The organism is Methanolinea mesophila (genome assembly GCF_017873855.1).
Classification (GTDB): Archaea; Halobacteriota; Methanomicrobia; order Methanomicrobiales; family Methanospirillaceae; genus Methanolinea_B; species Methanolinea_B mesophila.
Genome location: NZ_JAGGKR010000001.1, coordinates 940,789 through 958,861, shown reverse-complemented (window position 1 = coordinate 958,861; position 18,073 = coordinate 940,789). Strand labels below are relative to the sequence as shown.

The following is an 18,073-nucleotide window of genomic DNA, read 5'->3' as shown; positions in this document are numbered from 1 at the left end:
TGAAAGGGATCGCGGGGGTGATGTGGAATTTTACGGGGCAGGCCGTCTCGCGGCATATACGTTAATGTTGAGAGATTATCGGTGAGGATTGAGATATGTCAAATGAGGGAACGAAATTCAACACTATAAGAGGCGAATTCAATGACCGGAGATAGGAATTTCGCCAGGGTGGCGAGTCTCGTGGCATATACGTTAATGTTGAGAGATTATCGGTGAGGATTGAGATATGTCAAATGGGGGACGAAATTCAACATTATAAGAGGCGAATTCAATGACCGGGGATAGGGCTCATATAAGGAGGTGACTGCCCTCCGCGTCCTGAGGTCGACGGGTGTCATGGGCGCAGTGTTTCTTCAAATATTGCTGAATGGCTGACCTTGTAGCCATTGTTACGAATTTTTCGATGAGGGGAGTCATTTTCCAGGGTTGATCATTTCAAGGTGAACATCGGGAAAATAATGTCTCTTTCCCTCTGCCACAACGCTCTTTTTACCCCTCGTTCCTGATTGCATCATAGGGATTCATCATACTGCTCTGGTAGGCGGGGTAGAGGGCTGCGATGCTCCCGATGGCGATCACTACGAGGAGAGCAACCCCGGCCATCGCCCCGATGCCCGCCGCGTCCGGCACCGGGGCGGAGACTGCGAACGTGCGGGTGAGGATGCCTGCGGAATTCATGCCGGAGAGGAGGAGCACGCTCGCAGCGACTCCGGCAAGCCCTCCGGCTGCAGCGAGGAACAGGGACTCGGAGATCACCAGGAAGAATATGACCCTCTTCCTCGCGCCCATGGAGCGGAGGAGCCCGATCTCACGCTGCCGTTCGCGGGCGGCCATGGCCGCGATCAGGGCGATGAGGGGGAGGGCCGCGACCACGACCACTACAGAGACCAGGTTGAGGAGTGCGGGAACTCCACGGATCTCCTGCGAGGCGGGGTCGAGGGAGAAGTGCCGCTCCACCACCGCGAGGTAGGTTGCGGGAAAGAGCATCCTGATCCTCGTGGCGATCGCGGCGCTGTCCGCGCCCGGCTCGAGGCGGATCATCGCCGCGTTGATGTCCCCTCGGGATATGGAGGGGGCGTTCTCCGGAAGAGCGCCCTTCACCAGGGCGAGCGCGTAGGCGTCGTCCAGGGTCATGAAGACGGTCCGGTCCACGGGGGACTGGGTCGGGTCGAGTGTTCCCACGACGGTGTACTCGGTCTTCCCGATCCGTATCCTGCCTGTCGCGTCGGTCCGGATCCCACTCCCGACAATCACATCGCCGGGCCGGACCGGGCCCGCAAGAGGCCGCCGCAGCCAGGGGCGGATGGTGAAGTCGGTCGACGGGTCGATGCCGAAGACGTCCACCGGCAGGTCGGAGAGGTGGGGGAGCTGGAGGGAGGTTATGTATACCTGCGGTGAGACCGCGGCGATCCCGTCGACCTCCCGGATGTCCTCCATCACGCTGCCGCCGATCCGGAAGGTCGACGCTTCCGCCCTGACCAGGGGGGCGGTATTGTTCTGGGTGTTGCCCCGGAAGAAGACCAGGTACCGGCTGGGGACTACGATCTGGTCCGCCCCCATCCTCGCGATCCCCTGGTCGGCGCTCCCGGCTGCGCCGGTGAACAGGTACTGTCCGGCGAAAAGGTTCGCTGCGATGAACGCGAAGCAGAAGGCAGTCGCGAGGTTCCTCCCGGGCTTGTTCCGCACGCCCGCGACGATATATGAAAGGAGGCTTATCCCGGTCACGGTATGCCCCCCATCGCTCTGTACCGGCGTTCACCTGCGGATCCCGGGTGGGGAGACGTGTTCAAGGGAATCTTCGCATGCCGAATCTCCTGAATGAACTTTTGAACTCCCCCGTAAACCGGGATAATCTCATCCGCCCTCATCCTGGGCCACCTCTCCGCGGTCCGCATGTACATGGACGGGTGAACACAGGGCCATCGAATGTGTTGCCTGCGGTTTCTTGGAGGGCAAAAGGAACCATGGGGGTATTCCGCGTGAACAGTTTCCCCTCAATTCGCGTCCTGCCCAGGTCCACCAATGCGACAGGGTTCATGCCTTCCCCCTGGTGACGGACGGAATTCCATAAAATCCGGCGACCTCCACGCAAAAGACGTCCCAATTCCCGGCACTGATCCGCGCAGGAACACCCGGATCTCCCGGTCCTCCCGAACCAAACACGAAATGAATGCCCCGGGTCCAAGCTCCGCCGGAGCGATCGTGATGTCTTTTTTCCACTTCACCCGGCATGGCCGGCACCTCCGGATCGCTCAGTGATCACACCCTGTTCCATGTCGAATACCCGGGTTCCGTAGGCGACCAGGTCCGGGTTGTGGGTGACCATGACGATCGTCGTACCTTCCCGGTTGAGCTCCCGGAAGATCTCCATGATCTCGTACTCGGTGCGGGCGTCGAGGTCCCCGGTCGGTTCGTCCGCGATAAGGATCGACGGACCGTTGATCAGGGCCCGTGCGATCGCCGCCCGCTTCATCTCCCCGCTCGAGAGCGTGCGGGGGTACGCGTCGACCCGACTTGTAAGTCCCACCAACTCGAGGATCTCCGCGGCACGGTCGCCGCATCCCGGCCCCCCCCGGCAGAAGAGAGTGGGGACAAGTACGTTCTCCCGCACCGTCACCGTCGGAAGGAGTCCTGAGAACTGGAAGACGAACCCGATCTCCCGGGCCCGGAGCCCGGAGATCTGGTCGTCCGAGAGCGAGGCGAGGTCCTCGCCCCGCACCAGGACGGTCCCCAGGGTGGGGCGGATGATCCCGGCGAGCATCCCGAGGAGCGTGGACTTCCCGCTCCCGGACCTCCCGAGGATAAGTGCGAAATCTCCCGGCCGGATCACGAAGTTCGCCCGGTCCACCGCCCGGACCTCGCCCCCCCCGGTCCGGTAGATCTTGGATACATCGCGTACCTCTATCACAGTTCTCCCCTCCTGATGGCCTCGTACGGTTCGAGGCGGGTGGCCCGAAGCACCGGGTAGAGCGAGGATATGCCTGCAATCCCTATGACCAGGGCCAGTGCGATCCCCCCGCCCGCGAGCACCGAAAGGGGGGAAGGAATGATGAACGGTATCTTTACGCTGTGCATGAGGTAATCCTGGTAGATCACCAGGAGGCCTGCGGAGGTCGCGATGCCGATGAGGCCGCCGATGAGTGCAAGGGAGAACGCCTCGGCGAGCATGAGCCGGGCAACGAACCCCTTTCCCGCCCCGAGTGCACGGAGGACCGAGATCTCCCTCCGCCGCTCGTGGGCGGTCATGGCGGACACGACCCCGAGGAGGGGGACCGCCACGACGGCGACCGCGAGCGTCGAGGCAAAGAGAAGCCCGGTAAGGGCGCCCAGTTGTGCGTTCACCGCGCTGAGGAGCCCGCTGTGCACGATCGTCTTTGTCCCCGGCACCTGCCGCCGGATCTCCCGGGCGACCTCGTCTACAGAGGCGCCGGGCTCGACCTTTACTACTACTGCGGAGACCATCCCCTCCGGTATGGTGAGTTTCTGCACCGCCTTCTCCCCGGACTCGTCCGCCATGACGTAGGCGTCCTCGAACCTGGTGAAGACCGCATTGTCCATCCCCATCCCGGTCGGCTCGAGCCATCCCACCACATGGAAGTTATGGCCGTAGAACATCAGGTCGTTCCCCGGGTTCTGGATGATCGAGCTCCCGATGATGATCTCGTCCTTCCCCATGGTGACCTTGTGGTCCAGGAGCCAGGTTGCCACGGTGAAGTCGGTCGCGGGGTCGATGGCGATCATCTGGACCGGGGCGGCGCAGCACGACGCGAACAGCGTGGCGATATAGATCTGCGGGCTCGCCTTCGCGACTCCGGGGATGCGGGCGATCTTCTCGTACCCGGTGTCCTCGAAGAAGAAGCTGGATGGCTCTCCAGTGATGAGAATGGACTCCCCGGAGAGGACGTACTCCTCCGGGACGACCAGGATGTCCGCCCCCATACGGGACATCCCCGCGTCCAGGCTCTGCTCTGCACCCGCGATAAGAAACTGGGACGAGAACAGGATCCCCGCGACCAGTGCGAACACGAAGACCGTCGCAATGTTTCGTGAGGGGCGGTTGGCCAGGTTCCGGAATACGAACCTGAAAAAATGGAACCCGGGGGGGCTACTCATTCCCTCGTTTCCAGAGCAGGAACCCTCCGACGATGACGACGATCACCCCGAGGAGCTCGAGGGCGGGGAGGGTGGTCAGCCTGCAGGGATGGTCGGCGAGGGCGCACATCCCGATCAGGAAGGTCGGGAAGAGCACCACCAGGACACCGAAGGCGATGGTGAACACCCCCACGGCCTGCCGCGTCTCCGGCGTGTGACGGGCGATCAGCATCCCTCCCGCGAGGACGATCAGTGCACCCATCCCGGTCTCTGCCCTGGCAGTCCATCCGCACTTCATCGGCATCTGGACGCCCGAAGCGGTCTTGAGGTATAGTCCTTCCACCTCACACACCGGGAAAAGCACCCATGGGGTGAGGATTACCAGGATGCCGAGGATGACCAGCAATGCGCCGGTCCCGCTAATCATCTTGTCCGAACTCATGAAAGGTGTTCATGGACGGGGACACTTATTAATCTTATCATTATGGACAGGGATCTGCCAGAATCCACTTAAAAACGCGGGAATCTGATTTCTGACACTGAGTTTTTTTATCCTCCCGATCGGGATACTTCGGGGACGCGTATTCAGGCATGTCGCACAGGAACGCTGATTCCATGAAGACGACGTAGTTCAGGTACCGGAACCTGACCGCCCCCGGCCTGGAGAGACGTCACTGTCAAGAGACCAGGCCGTGACATTCCGGAATTGTAGGTGATCCCGGTACTCCGCATCTCATCCCGGTTGAGTAACGTTCCTGTAGAACAAGAAGCAGGAGCGCCGGGAATTGCGGGAGAAGAAGTAGGCAGGGTATAGCGGTCCGGGGATCCGCCCTCCTCCTCCCGCGACTTCCGAAGGCTGTGCCCGCCCCGGGATATGGATCCAACACCCCGCCTGTACTACAAACCCGACGGTTCGCCCGGGATCGATATGGCTCTCGACAACGCCGGATTATTAATGCCCGCCAATGGAAAAAGCACTCGGGGCGGGAATTTCTTTTCTCTCTAAAGAAGTGCTTCATTTTATCTGTTCAGGGCTTTTTGATGAAAATAAGAAGACGCTTCCTGAACCATCTCTGCTGCGGGTTTAGATATTATTATATCCTTGATCAGAGAACGACGAGAGCAAGGATCACTCCTGATCCAACATAGCAACATATGAGAAGAAGATAAGCACCGGATGATTGGTGGAAATGGGGATACCATGTCAGATATCAGAAGTGAAAAGAAACGGGGCCCGCAACGAGGCCGGCGGGTCAGGGCAGGAAATACGGGGGTATGGTTCACCCTCGGGGTCCTGTGTGCAATAGCAATTGTAAGCATCGGGTTCGTGACCGCCAGTAATGACACGGACGTGAGCCCGGCCCCGACCGGGATAGTGAACGATACCGTCCTCGACCCTGATAGCAACACGACGGAGCTGAACGCGACCCCGACAACGGAGGAAACGACCGCAGTCCCGACGACCCAAGAGACGACCGCAATCCTGACGACCGAAGAGACAACGGTGCCTCCCACGCCGGAAGAGGTCCTGACCGCAGTCCCGCCGGTCACGGACACGCTCGCGGCGGTCACGCCTTCCGCGACCCTCCCGGATATCCCCGGAGTTATCAGGGCCAGTACCGACCCGGACAGCCAGTTCAACCTGAGGACGAGCCAGGTCGTCTCGCAGCCCGAACGACAGGCGGCCGCGGATCGGTTCTGGGAACTGTATAACTCCGTGCAGCCGGAGGGGGCACCCTACCAGGTGCTCGCCCAGATGGACCCGGGCGGAATCCCCCATTATTTCGGGCCCTACCCGAATTACGCCAACAGCCCGATGCCGAGAGGTCCGATCGCCAACATCACCATCGTGAGCGGAGGAGTCAATTATTCCGCAAATACCACGATAAACGTCACGGACTTCTACCAGACCGGGTCCGGGGCGAACATCACTCCGGTGCTTATCAACGGGACGCTCACCGGGGCTACGATCGTGAACGGGGGCGTGAACTACTCCGCACCGCTCCTCACCGTCGTTGACCCGGACGGAACCGGGAACGGTGCCGAGGCGGCCGCAACAATCGGGGGACCATTCTTCGGCGGGATCAGGAAGTTCATCGACTCGATGCCGGGAATCGGTCCCGCGAACCAGAACAGCCTCGGGCAGTACGTGATTATCGCCGTGCCCGACACCACCACGTATCCTGCCGGAGGAAACGGGTATACCTCTGTCCCGCAGGTGGTCATCACTGACCCCACCGGGACGAACGCGACCGCCACCGCGGCGATCTCCGGGGGAAAGGTAACGACAGTCACGGTTACCGACGGAGGGAGCGGGTACTCGGATGATCCATTTGTAAGCTTTGTCGGCGGCGGCGCCACGGTGAACGCGATCGGGAAGGCGAACGTGACCGGAGGGGTAATCCAGGACATCTCCCTGGTGGGTGCCGACTATTACGAGATCGAGCTCGGCGAGTACATCGAGCAACTCCACCCCGACATCCCCCCGACCACCCTGAGAGGGTACCGGCAGACCAATAGCGGGGACCCGGCGGTCGACCGGTTCAGCTATACTGGCCCGACGATCATCGCCCAGAGTGACCGGCCGGTCCGGATCAAGTTCACCAACAACCTTCCCACGAACGCGGGTGGCGACCTCTTCCTCCCGGTCGACTTCACCCTGATGGGCGCCGGGATGGGCCCGCTGGAGATGAACACCAGTCCGGGCAAACCCATATACTATACCCAGAACAGGGCGGTGATCCACCTCCATGGAGGAGTGACCCCATGGATAAGCGACGGGACTCCGCTCCAATGGATCACGCCCGCCGGAGAGAACACCGACTATCCCACAGGGGTGAGCGTCCGGAACGTACCGGATATGCCTGACCCCGGCGACGGCGCGGTGACGCTCTACTACACCAACCAGCAGAGCGCCCGTCTCATGTTCTACCATGACCACGCCCACGCCATCACCCGTCTCAACGTCTATGCCGGGATGGCATCCCCCTACCTCATTACGGACGCGGTGGAGCAGGACCTGATCAACGGCACCGACCTGACGGGAGTGAACCCGACGCATGCCGCAGTCCTCCCCGATATCGGGATCCCCCTGGTCATCCAGGACAAGACCTTCGTGGACGCGGACACGATCGCGGTCCAGGACCCCACCTGGAACTGGGGGACCACTCCCCCCGTGCCGAGGACGGGCGACCTCTGGTGGCCGCACGTGTACATGCCTGCCGCGAACCCCTACGTGGTCGACGGGGTGAACGCACTTGGAAGGTGGGCCTACGGTCCATGGTTCTGGCCCCCCACGAGTACCGCATACGGTCCGGTGGCAAACCCGTACTACGGCCAGGCCCCCTGGGAAGGTCCGATGATACCCGGGACCCCGAACCCGTCCGCGGTCGCGGAGGCATTCATGGACACCCCGCTGGTGAACGGTGCGGTGTATCCCAACCTCACCGTTGAACCGAAGGCTTACCGGTTCAGGATCCTGAACGCGGCGGACGACCGGTTCTTTAACCTGCAGATGTACGTCGCCGACCCCGACGTGGTCACCGCCGACGGGAGGATCAACACCGAGGTGAAGATGGTCCCCGCAGCGGTCACGCCCGGCTGGCCGGCAGACTGGCCCACGGACGGGAGGGCCGGTGGAGTCCCCGACCCCACCACGATAGGCCCCTCGTGGATCCAGGTCGGGACCGAGGGTGGGTTCCTGCCCGCCCCGGTGGTGGTCCCGAACCAGCCGATCACCTGGGTCGTCGACCCGACCCTGTTCACCGCAGGGAACGTCAACCTGCACTCGCTCTTCCTCGGGCCTGCAGAGCGGGCGGACGTGATCGTCGACTTTTCCCAGTACGCGGGCAAGACCCTGATCCTCTACAACGACGCCCCGGCGCCGACCCCGGCGCTCGACCCGCATTATGACTACTACACCGGGAACCCCGACGGCACCAGTTACGGGAGCACTCCCACCACTCAGGCCGGGTATGGGCCGAACACCCGCACCATCATGCAGATCAACGTGGCTCCCGGACCGGTAGCCGATCCCTACGACCTCAGCACCCTGAATGCGGTCTTTGCAAAGACTTCCGGAAAGAACGGAGTCTTCGAGACCGATCAGGATGATATCATCATACCTGATTCGCGGTACAATACTGCCTACGACGCAAGTTTCCCCGCCGACACCTATGTGAGGATCTTCCAGACCTCGACGACCTTCCAGACGCTCATGGGCCAGACCGTGACCCTCCCCCTCGCCCCGAAGTCCATCCAGGACGAGATGGGCGAGGCATATGACGAGTACGGACGGATGAGCGGGCTTTTGGGGCTCCAGGTCGCGGTGAACAACCAGCAGAACCTGCTGCTCTACAGCTACATGAGCCCGCCCATCGACTTCATCAACGACACGATCTACGGTACGCAGATCGGGGAACTCGGTGACGGGACCACGATCTGGAAGATCACCCACAATGGGGTGGACACCCACCCGCTACACTGGCACCTGTTCAACCTCCAGCTGATCAACCGGGTGGGGTGGGACGGGTTCATCTATCCCCCAGACGCGAACGAACTCGGATGGAAGGAGACGATCAAGATCCACCCGCTCGAGGACACAATCGTAGCCATGCGGCCGATCCAGATGCGGCTGCCCTTCGACCTGCCGAACAGCATCAGGCCCATCGCACCGACAGAGCCTATCGGCAAGCAGCTAATAGGGGCCCCGGGCGGACTGGGCTTCTTCGATCCCCAGGCCAACCCGGTAACGGTGTTTAACCACCTGGTCAACTTCGGGAACGAGTACGTCTTCCACTGCCACATCCTCTCCCACGAGGAGATGGACATGATGCACTCCATGCCGTTCGTAGTGCCTCCGCAACCGCCGGTCAATCTCACCGCCACCGAGGTGAACGCCTCCGCGGTCAACCTGACCTGGACAGACGACTCCCTGAGCGAGACAGGGTTCTACGTGGAACGGAGCACCAACTCCTCGGGACCGTGGACCCCCATCGCGGCGCTCCAGTCCACGACCGGCCCGGAGAAGGGAGGCAATGTGAGCTACATTGATACTACGGGGATACCCGGCACAGACTACTACTGGAGGACGCTCTCCGCCAACCTTGTCGGGGACAACTTCACCTATCCTGCACCCTCGGTCGGGTTCCCCCAGATAGAGACGAACTCCACGCCCTCGAACGTCGCTCAGATCGGGGCAGCTCCGGTCGTCGTGGCATCGATGGTAGGAGTCTGGCGGCCGTCCAACCGCAACTTCTATCTCAGGCCCACAGGATACCCGACGATACCTCAAATCACCATCCTGATGGGATCTACCGGGGATATTCCCATCAGTGGCGACTGGAACGGGGACGGACTCACCGAGGTGGGGGTCTGGCGGCCGTCCAACCGCAACTTCTACCTCAGGCCGGCGGACTATCCGGCAAGCCCCTATATCCAATTCGGAATGGGACTAAGCACTGATATCCCCATCAGCGGCGACTGGAACGGCGACGGGATTACCGAAGTAGGCGTATTCAGGCCGTCGACCCACACGTTCTATCTCAGGCCCGCGAACAATGCCGGGGCAACGACCTATACCGTGATAACGTTCGGTACGAATGGAGATCTCCCCGTTACCGGGGACTGGGATGGCGACGGACGTACCGAGGTGGGGACCTACACACCTTCTACAAGGTACTTCCACCTTAGGCCCGCGAACTACCCGACAACTCCGGAGATCACCTTCGGCATGGGATCGAGCACGGATCTCCCCATCAGCGGCGACTGGAACGCGGACGGGATCACCGAGGTAGGCTTATTCAGGCCGTCGACCCACATCTTCTACCTCAGGCCTGCAAATACCGCCGCAGCAACAACCTATACCACAATCAACTACGGGCAGACGAATGACAAACCCGTCACCGGGGTCTGGATATAACCCCGGAACCCTTTTTCTTGTTCTCCCATCGCGCTTCCAGTAATTTATATCGGAAATCTCCCTGATCGGGATGCGTACAACGCCCGGTATAGCTCGAAAAAGAGCAACGTCGTGCAGCATAGCATTCCAGGGGATATGAAATTGAGGAGAAATGCTCCTTCTCCCGGGATCCCCTGATATTCATCATGATACTGCCGTCTTACGGGGGTGCTGACCTGTTAAAGGGGGGGCCTGGAAAACCGGACGGCCGCGCTCCCGGGTCTCCGGGTTACCGGGTTCGTCTCCGAAAAAGGATTATGGATTGTAGTCCTCCGGGCTTCCCCAGAGCGCATGTCCCGGTTCGTTCGCCACATATTTTCTCACACGGACGTTGTCGTAATACGCGGTGGTCCCCGCGGGCCTTTCCCTGGCGGAGAGCCCGAGATAGCCCGAAGTCCTGGAAGTGTCCGAACTTGCGAGCAGCAGAGAATCGTCGAAGTAAACCGATATCCCTGAAGGCAGGGTCCTGATCGAGTAGGAATGCCAGGCCGTATCGAGAGATGCGGCGACGCTTGCAAGATCGGTCCTCGACCCTCCGGCAGACCTGGTAATCCTGAACGTAGTGGGGGTGTTCCAGGACACGTACCATGGGGCGTAATACCCGTTCGTGATGACATCGGCGACTCCCGTGATCGTGCCGTCCCAGTGGACGGCAGTCTCGAGGTCCTCTGATTTTTGTGCGGAGAAATCGAGGGCATAGGGCGCGGAGAAGGTACCGTGGCTCCTGAGATAGGGGCGGTTTGTCCCGTCGGACCTTGCCTCGAGCCGCTGGTTCTGTTCAACCAGCGCGGAGGATCCTCCCGAGGCAACACCGGTCCATTTCGCGGAGTCAAGCTGATTGTCGTTGAAATCATCGAAGAAGACGAATGTAGATTCCCCGCTGCTCATTGCAGGTGCGGACGGATTGCCGTAATAGAGATAAATTTGCGTACCTGCAGAGGGAATTGAGGGGATCCTGACCCATATAAGAGCATAATCGGATCCCCTTTCTTCGATCCAGTACGGCATCAGGATATCGTCCGGAGTGGCGAACCTGAGATCAGAGAAGTCCGGATTTACGGCTGATCCGAGGTAGACATTCTCCCCCGAGTCGGTACCGGTCGTTCGGTATACTTTAAACCTGACCTGGTAGTCGCTCTGGGTGCCGGATGACGACCCGGTCAGGCTGTGTACCTTACGGTAGGACCATCCTGCCAGGAAGGGTGGTGGCAGGGTCGTGGTGATGTACCCGGATATCGTGGTGGTGTTGGAGTATCCCGTTGTGTTCGTGATGGTGAGGGAAACCGGATAACTCCCGGGGTCATAGTACGTAAAGGTGCAGTTCCGCGAGGTATTGTCGATCACGGAATCGCCATTCACGTCCCACGCCCAGGACGTGGGGTTCCCGGTGGAAGTGTCGGTAAACCAGACTGTCAGCGGTACTTCGCCTGACCGTGGTTCCGCGGAAAATGAAGTGACGGGAGGCACAGGATGGTACTCGTCCGCTCCCCAGGACCCATGCCCCGGTTCGTTTGCCACATATTTTCTCACACGGACGTTGTCATAATACGCGGTGGTCCCAGCGGGCCTTTCCCTGGCGGAGAGCCCGAAATAGCCCGAAGTCCTGGAAGTGTCCGAACTTGCGAGCAGCAGAGAATCGTCGAAGTATGCCGATATCCCTGAAGGCAGGGTCCTGATCGAGTAGGAATGCCAGGCCGTATCGAGAGATGCGGCGACGCTCGCAAGATCGGTCCTCGACCCTCCGGCAGACCTGGTAATCCTGAACGTAGTGGGGGTGTTCCAGGACACGTACCATGGGGCGTAATATCCGTTCGTGATGACATCGGCGACTCCCGTGATCGTGCCGTCCCAGTGGACGGCAGTCTCGAGGTCCTCTGATTTTTGTGCGGAGAAATCGAGGGCATAGGGCGCGGAGAAAGTGCCGATGCTCCTGAGATAGGGGCGGTTTGTCCCGTCGGACTTCGCTTCGAGCCGCTGGTTCTGTTCGACCAGCGCCGAGGATCCTCCCGAGGCTACACCGGTCCATTTCGCGGAGTCAAGGTGGTTGTCGTTGAAATCATCGAAGAAGACGAATGTTGATTCTCCGCTGCTCACTGCAGGTGCGGACGGGTTGCCGTAATAGAGATAAATTTGCGTACCTGCAGAGGGAATTGAGGGGATCCTGACCCATACAAGAGCATAATCGGATCCTGTCTCCTGGATCCAGTAGGGAAACGGGGTGTTGTCGGAGGTGGTGAACCTGAGATCGGAGAAGTCAGGTTTTACGCCGGATCCAAGGAACACATTTTCACCCGAGTCACTTCCCGACGTGCGATACACTTTAAACCTGACCTGGTAATCGGTCTGGTCGCCGGCCGGCGATCCGGTGATGGTATGAATTTTGCGGTTGGACCAGCCAGAGAGGAAAGGCATTGGGGGGGAAGCAGTCACATAGTTGGATACTACCGTGGTATTGGAATACCCTGATGCGTTCCTTATGGTGAGGGAGACCGAATAGCTCCCCGGATTCGTGTAGGTAAAGGTACAGTTCCGCGAGGTATTGTCAATCACCGAATCACCATTCGCATCCCATGCCCAGGACGTGGGGTTCCCGGTGGAAGTGTCGGTAAACCTGACCGTCAGAGGGACCTCGCCGGAACGCGGTTCGGCGGAAAAAGATGCGACGGGCGGCACCGGATGATACTCGGCAGATCCCCAGCTTGCATGATCGGGCTCATCCGGCACCAGTTTTCTGACCCTCACGTCATCATAGGACGCTGTTGTGCCGCTGGGTCTCTCTCTTGCGGAAAGTCCGATATAGCCTGAAGTCCTCCAGGAGGTCTCAGCACTCATAAGGGAAACATCGTCAAAGAATACCGAGATGCCCTGGGGCAACATTCTGACCGAATAGGAATGCCAGGCGGTATCAAGGGATGCCGCCACACTCGAAAGATCGGTTCGGGATCCCCCGGCGGACCTCGTGATCCGGAAGGTGCTCGGGGTGTTCCATGACACGTACCAGGGAGCGTAATAGCCGTTCGTGATGACGTCGGCCGTCCCGGTAATTGTCCCATCCCAGTGAACGGCAGTCTCGATATCCTCGGATTTCTGTGCGGAGAAGTCGAGGGCATAGGGCGCGGAGAAGGTACCGATGCTCCGGATATATGGGCGGTTCGTGCCGTCGGACCGGGCTTCGAGGCGCTGGTTCTGCTCAACCATCGCTGAGGAACCTCCCGAGGCAACACCGGTCCATTTCGCGGAATCAAGGTGGTTATCGTTGAAATCGTCGAAGAAGACGAAGGTAGATTCCCCACTGCTCACTGCAGAAGCGGAGGGATTGCCATAATAGAGATATACCTGTGTCCCTGTAGAGGGGATCGACGGGATCCTAGCCCAGACGATCGCATAGTCTGACCCGGTTTCCTGGATCCAGTATGGTACCGGGACGTTGTCGAGCGTGGTGAACCTGAGATCGGAGAAGTCAGGTTTCACATCGGGTCCAAGATACACATTCTCTCCCAGGTCGGTACCGGCTATGCGATGCACTATAAATCTGATCTGGTAATCGGTCTGGTCGCCGGAAGACGACCCTGCCAGGGCATGCAGCTTCCGATAGGTCCAGCCCTCGGGGAAGGGAGGAGCGGCAATCCCTCGTATATACCCTGTTTTTACTATTTCGGATGAGCCGAACTGGTTGGTCACGTTCAGCTTTACCGTGTAGACCCCCGGAGTAGTATACGTGAAAGAACAGTTCTTCGTTGAAAAATCGGTCACACCGTCTCCGTTCACGTCCCACTTCCATGATGTGGGATTTCCGGTCGATGAATCGAAAAAGGTCACCGTCAACGGGACTATGCCTTCTTTGGGACTACCGGAGAAGTCAGCGACCGGGAGACTGCTTTTTGCGGTATATGCCTTGATGCATGCGTTCGTGTTCGCGTACAGCGTTGAAAGGTCCTGCCACGAAGACCCGGATGAGCTCACGTAACTTTGTCCCGCCGATGCACGTGCCGCGCTCGAGTACCCGGTGATGGGTCTCTCTATGGGAAGGGGGTACACGTATCCGGGGGTGGTCAGCCGTACAACAACGGAGAATTTTTCACCTGTACCGATCTCCACGGGTTCGTCCAGGCTGATTGAATGATATCCGGGGATCGCGATCGTTCCGGTCTTTGAGGCGGAGTATCCTGCAGGGTTGAGGGGGCCGCTTGTGGGATTTTTATAGATGTAGACCTGGTATTGGGTGCCGGGCACCTCCGAATAGAATCCTACCGCGCTGATATGTTCGTTTCCGGTTGAAGTGAACACGTTGGCGCCCCACGCCGTCGTTGAACCGTATCCCAGTTGGGCGGTCCATCCGAGGGGATCGTACTGGTAAATCGCTTCATAAGTTCCCCGCGGCTCGGATGTGACCAGCATGTTCTGTTTTGCGACCCTCGAATCGTAGTAAGAGATCCAGAAATACCCTCCATCACCCCATCCGCTCCCCCAGCTGTTCTTTATCAGGAAAGCCCCCGGGCCCGGGGCCCCGGAGATTGCCCGGTTGTCGTCCCATCCCACGATTGTTACTGCGTGGTTCTCGGATGCTGTACCGGAATAATAGTAGTTATACCCGCTGAGATACGCGCTGCTCCAGTAAAATGCAGTCGCGACTCCACCATACTGCATCACCGCAGTCTTGAGGTTGTCGTTGTCCAGCGGACCGCTGCGTGCAGGGATGAGGAAGACTTCCTGAACCTGTTTCTGGGACGTGAGTCCTGTGGGCGATGTTGAGGAATACGGGTCGTACGGATCATCGGTCTCGTTGACCGGCCCGCTCCATCGTGCCAGGTAGGCGGTCGACATATCGAAGTTGCCGCCCGAACAGGACCCGTAATCGAATCCATGGGTGTTTTTCAGGTTGTTCTCCGAAAAGTCCCGGTACTCTGAGGTGAGGAGCACCGATTCGAGGGATCCGAATGTCGCAAACGCCCAGCAGGATCCGCACGAGCCCTGGTTTTTTACGCTGGTGACTTTGTTCTCCGTCCGGAGGTCGTATGAGTCGGGGAGAGAAAATATCTGGACTTCTGAGAACTCCAGTGATGCCCCCGTCATGGCGGTTTTATCCACCGGGGAGGGCCTGAACCCTTCGCTCACCTGGGTCGAGTCCTGTCCGGTCGACATCAGAGCGGAAGACTCGCGATATTCTGTGAACCCAGGGTTTTCCGGGGCGATCGACGGCATATCGGAGATCGGCTGAGGCGTGGCCGTGGGCGTCGCGGTCGGTTCAGGCACCGCGGATCCTGTTCCGGTGGAAACCTCGAGGGCCCCGGCAGCATTTAATCGTCCGCCACACGCCACCTTTCCTTCAAGGGAAGACACACGAGTGCATCCTGAGAGAATCCGTTCCTTCATTTCGCCCGGAGTGAGCGCCGGATCCTGAGATTTCAGAAGTCCTGCTACACCCGCCACGAATGGTGCCGCCATTGAGGTACCGGACATATAGGAGTATGACGCACCGGGAGTGCAGCTCAGGATGCTGACGCCCGGGGCCCCGATGTCAACCGATTGTTCCCCGTAATTTGAAAATACCGGGAGTTTGTCATCCTGGTCGGTCGCGGCCACGGAGATGATATTGGGACTTCCGAACGAGGCTGGATAATAAGGAAGAGAATCGATATCTGCACCCGAATTACCCGCGGCGCAGACCACAAGTGCGCCTGACTGCGACAGTACTTCATCCAGTGCCTGGTCCCTCACGGGAGAGCCCCAGGAGAGGCTGATAATATCCGCCCCCATCCGGTTTGCATACCCTATCGCCTCGATGGCATCGGCGATCGTCCCCGATCCGTCAGGACCCAGGAACCGGATCGGCATAAGATTTACGTTCCAGCCGATCCCCGTGATTCCCTGGCCGTTATTTCCGGTGGCCCCGATGATCCCTGCGCAATGTGATCCATGTCCATTTTCGTCTGAAGGAAGCGCGTCATTTGCATAGAAGTCATATCCATGGACATCATCCACATAGCCGTTGAGGTCGTCGTCGATGCCATTCGACGGGATCTCTCCAGAATTAGTCCAGATGTTGGGGGCAAGGTCCGGGTGGGCGAGATCTATCCCGGTGTCGATGACCGCGATTACCACGGAGGGGGACCCCGTGCTGACCTTCCAGGAGCCGGGTGCAGAAATATCGTCCCCTGGGGTCCCTGATACATTATTCACCACCTGTCCTGTATTCATCAGACCCCACTGGAGGGGAAAGCAGGGATCGTTTACGGGTGAATCCTGTCCGTCCGGGATGGCGAAGATCGAAACCGGGGTATCAGGCGATACGGTGATCAGATAATTTGGTTCAGCGTAGGCGACATCGGGCGACTGCAAATATGCGGCTACCGCATCTTCAACGCTTACCCCCTCCTTTAATTTTACCAGTTGCAGATCGGGAAGTCCTGCGTTGGAAAAATCCTTTGAAGGCTCGCCTCCGGCAAAAGAATGGGTGGCTGCATAACGGACCTTTTTCTGATTTGCCGTGACCCCGGTAATCGGTTTGAACCTGACCAAGACCTCCGCAGGTGCGTATGCCGGTGACCCGAAGGACCCTTCGTCAGGGGTCATGAGTGAATCGGGAGGAAGTGATGATGGAGTTGTTGAAGAGGGAGTGATATCGAGGTCCTGTGATCCTTCGGTGACCGGAGATGCCGACAGGGTCACGGGGATGGAGGTCTCTGATGTTACAGGAAGCGTGAGTTCCTGGGCGGGGGTAGTGTTTGGTTCGGGTATGGAGGGTAAGAGTGCACCAGGGATTGACCCGGGAGGCGTATCCGAAAGAGTTTCTCCAAGAGAAACCCCACCCATAGATAACAGCAGCAGCAATGCGATGAAGCAGACAAGACAGTTCCTTATACCCCTCGTTTCTCTTCCCATCAGGATCAATAGGGTTTTATCTCCTATAACAAAAAAGTCATGGATGAAGGAAGTTCTACGCAGGATCTTCGGGGTATGGTCCTCTCTTCTGTCCCGGTCTGCCGGAATTCTCCCGGATTTTGTCATTCCCCCACCGTTCGTTTCTCCGCAGTCCTCTTCGCTCCCATGGACACCCGGGGTGCCCTGGGTATCCAGTGCGATACGGTTCAAGCAGACGAGATCTCCATGATACGTAGATTCGTTTCAGTCTATTCCGGGCACATCAAACGAAGGTCCCACAGCATTACCTTTAAGATGGCGGTTTTCTCCGATTCCACCACCCTTCCGATCGTCCAACCAATGCGAGGGAAGATATAGTGATGATAATCACAAGTAACGCAGCGCCGTAGAGTAACAATTTATTGGGCGGGGTCTTGGTGAATATTCCCGGCGACTGTCCGGCTCCCCGGGGAGGGAAGGAGACGGACTCGGGGAGAACCGTCTGTTCGGCTGAAGGAATAGTGACTGATTCTTCCCGTGCAGTATCAATGCCCGCTCCCTCTTCCTGGATTCCGATGTTCTCGGCCCCGGAAGGCGAAATCTGCGCCCCTTCGGGAACCATATTGACCGGCATATCAGCATCCCTGTCAATGAGCGTATCCACTCCCGGGACCGTGAGGGATGATCCCTCCGGGATCATGTTCATCGCGATCTCACCGGTTCCCGAAATACCGACATCCGGGCCCGCCAAAGGGTCTGCAACAACAACTTCTCCCAGAGTAATCAAATCCGCTTGTGTAAGGGCCTGAAATGAAAAGACTGCCGATAACAGGGCGATAAGAATCAGGATAAAGATTGTGCCGGACTGCATGCAAACCTGCCTCCCGAAAACCGAGGTAGTACGATTCCCGGAGGTTTTTTTCGGATAAATAGTTTATGCTTATGGGTTCTCCAGGGGATTTTCCGAAGGTGCCGGCCTGATAGAAGCAATCCGGCCTTGAAAGGGGTGGAGAATAACGCTAAAATTAAAAAATCGTGTGTTCTCAACCGTTTATCCCGCTCCGGCCTGCCCGGCACATTTAAATAAACTATATCATCCCGCCGGTACATGAGAAAAGCATCCGGAGCTCTCTCCCGGGTGGCGGTGTGGGGCTCCCGAAA

8 protein-coding genes are annotated in these 18,073 nt (G+C 59.0%); 2 read left to right on the top strand and 6 right to left on the bottom strand.

The genetic code is table 11. From position 1 onward, the window contains the following. Positions 1 to 489: 489 nt before the first annotated feature. From J2741_RS13095 to J2741_RS04355, 4 genes are all read right to left on the bottom strand, one after another. The gene (locus J2741_RS13095; RefSeq protein WP_209673802.1) at positions 490 to 1,725 is read right to left on the bottom strand and encodes an ABC transporter permease; all 1,236 of its coding nucleotides are present in this window, start codon (positions 1,723 to 1,725) and stop codon (positions 490 to 492) included. A gap of 496 nt (positions 1,726 to 2,221) precedes the next feature. Then, on the bottom strand, positions 2,222 to 2,908 hold the full coding sequence (locus J2741_RS04365) for an ABC transporter ATP-binding protein (RefSeq protein WP_209673801.1): 687 nt from the start codon (positions 2,906 to 2,908) through the stop codon (positions 2,222 to 2,224). Then, a complete protein-coding gene (locus tag J2741_RS04360; protein WP_209673800.1) occupies positions 2,905 to 4,113 on the bottom strand; it encodes an ABC transporter permease in 1,209 nt (402 codons plus the stop codon). The genes J2741_RS04365 and J2741_RS04360 overlap by 4 nt, the downstream gene beginning before the upstream one ends. Next, entirely contained in the window at positions 4,106 to 4,534 is a 429-nt protein-coding gene (locus J2741_RS04355; RefSeq protein ID WP_209673799.1) for a DUF4418 family protein, read from the bottom strand. Before J2741_RS04355 ends, J2741_RS04360 begins: the two co-directional genes overlap by 8 nt. A 759-nt stretch (positions 4,535 to 5,293) precedes the next feature. On the opposite strand from J2741_RS04355, the gene J2741_RS04350 reads away from it, so the two are divergent. Beyond that, on the top strand, positions 5,294 to 10,012 hold the full coding sequence (locus J2741_RS04350) for a hypothetical protein (RefSeq protein WP_209673798.1): 4,719 nt from the start codon (positions 5,294 to 5,296) through the stop codon (positions 10,010 to 10,012). Between the two features lie 294 nt (positions 10,013 to 10,306). Here J2741_RS04350 and J2741_RS04345 read toward each other — a convergent pair whose 3' ends face one another. After that, complete coding sequence (locus J2741_RS04345) at positions 10,307 to 16,624, bottom strand: DUF2341 domain-containing protein (protein ID WP_209673797.1); 6,318 nt, start codon at positions 16,622 to 16,624, stop codon at positions 10,307 to 10,309. Between J2741_RS04345 and J2741_RS04340 the strand changes: the two genes are divergently transcribed. Further along, the gene (locus J2741_RS04340) at positions 16,623 to 17,162 is read left to right on the top strand and encodes a hypothetical protein (protein ID WP_209673796.1); all 540 of its coding nucleotides are present in this window, start codon (positions 16,623 to 16,625) and stop codon (positions 17,160 to 17,162) included. The two genes, J2741_RS04345 and J2741_RS04340, sit on opposite strands and share 2 nt — an antisense overlap. Before the next feature lie 60 nt (positions 17,163 to 17,222). Here J2741_RS04340 and J2741_RS04335 read toward each other — a convergent pair whose 3' ends face one another. Further along, the gene (locus tag J2741_RS04335) at positions 17,223 to 17,699 is read right to left on the bottom strand and encodes a hypothetical protein (protein WP_209673795.1); all 477 of its coding nucleotides are present in this window, start codon (positions 17,697 to 17,699) and stop codon (positions 17,223 to 17,225) included. Positions 17,700 to 18,073: the final 374 nt, after the last annotated feature.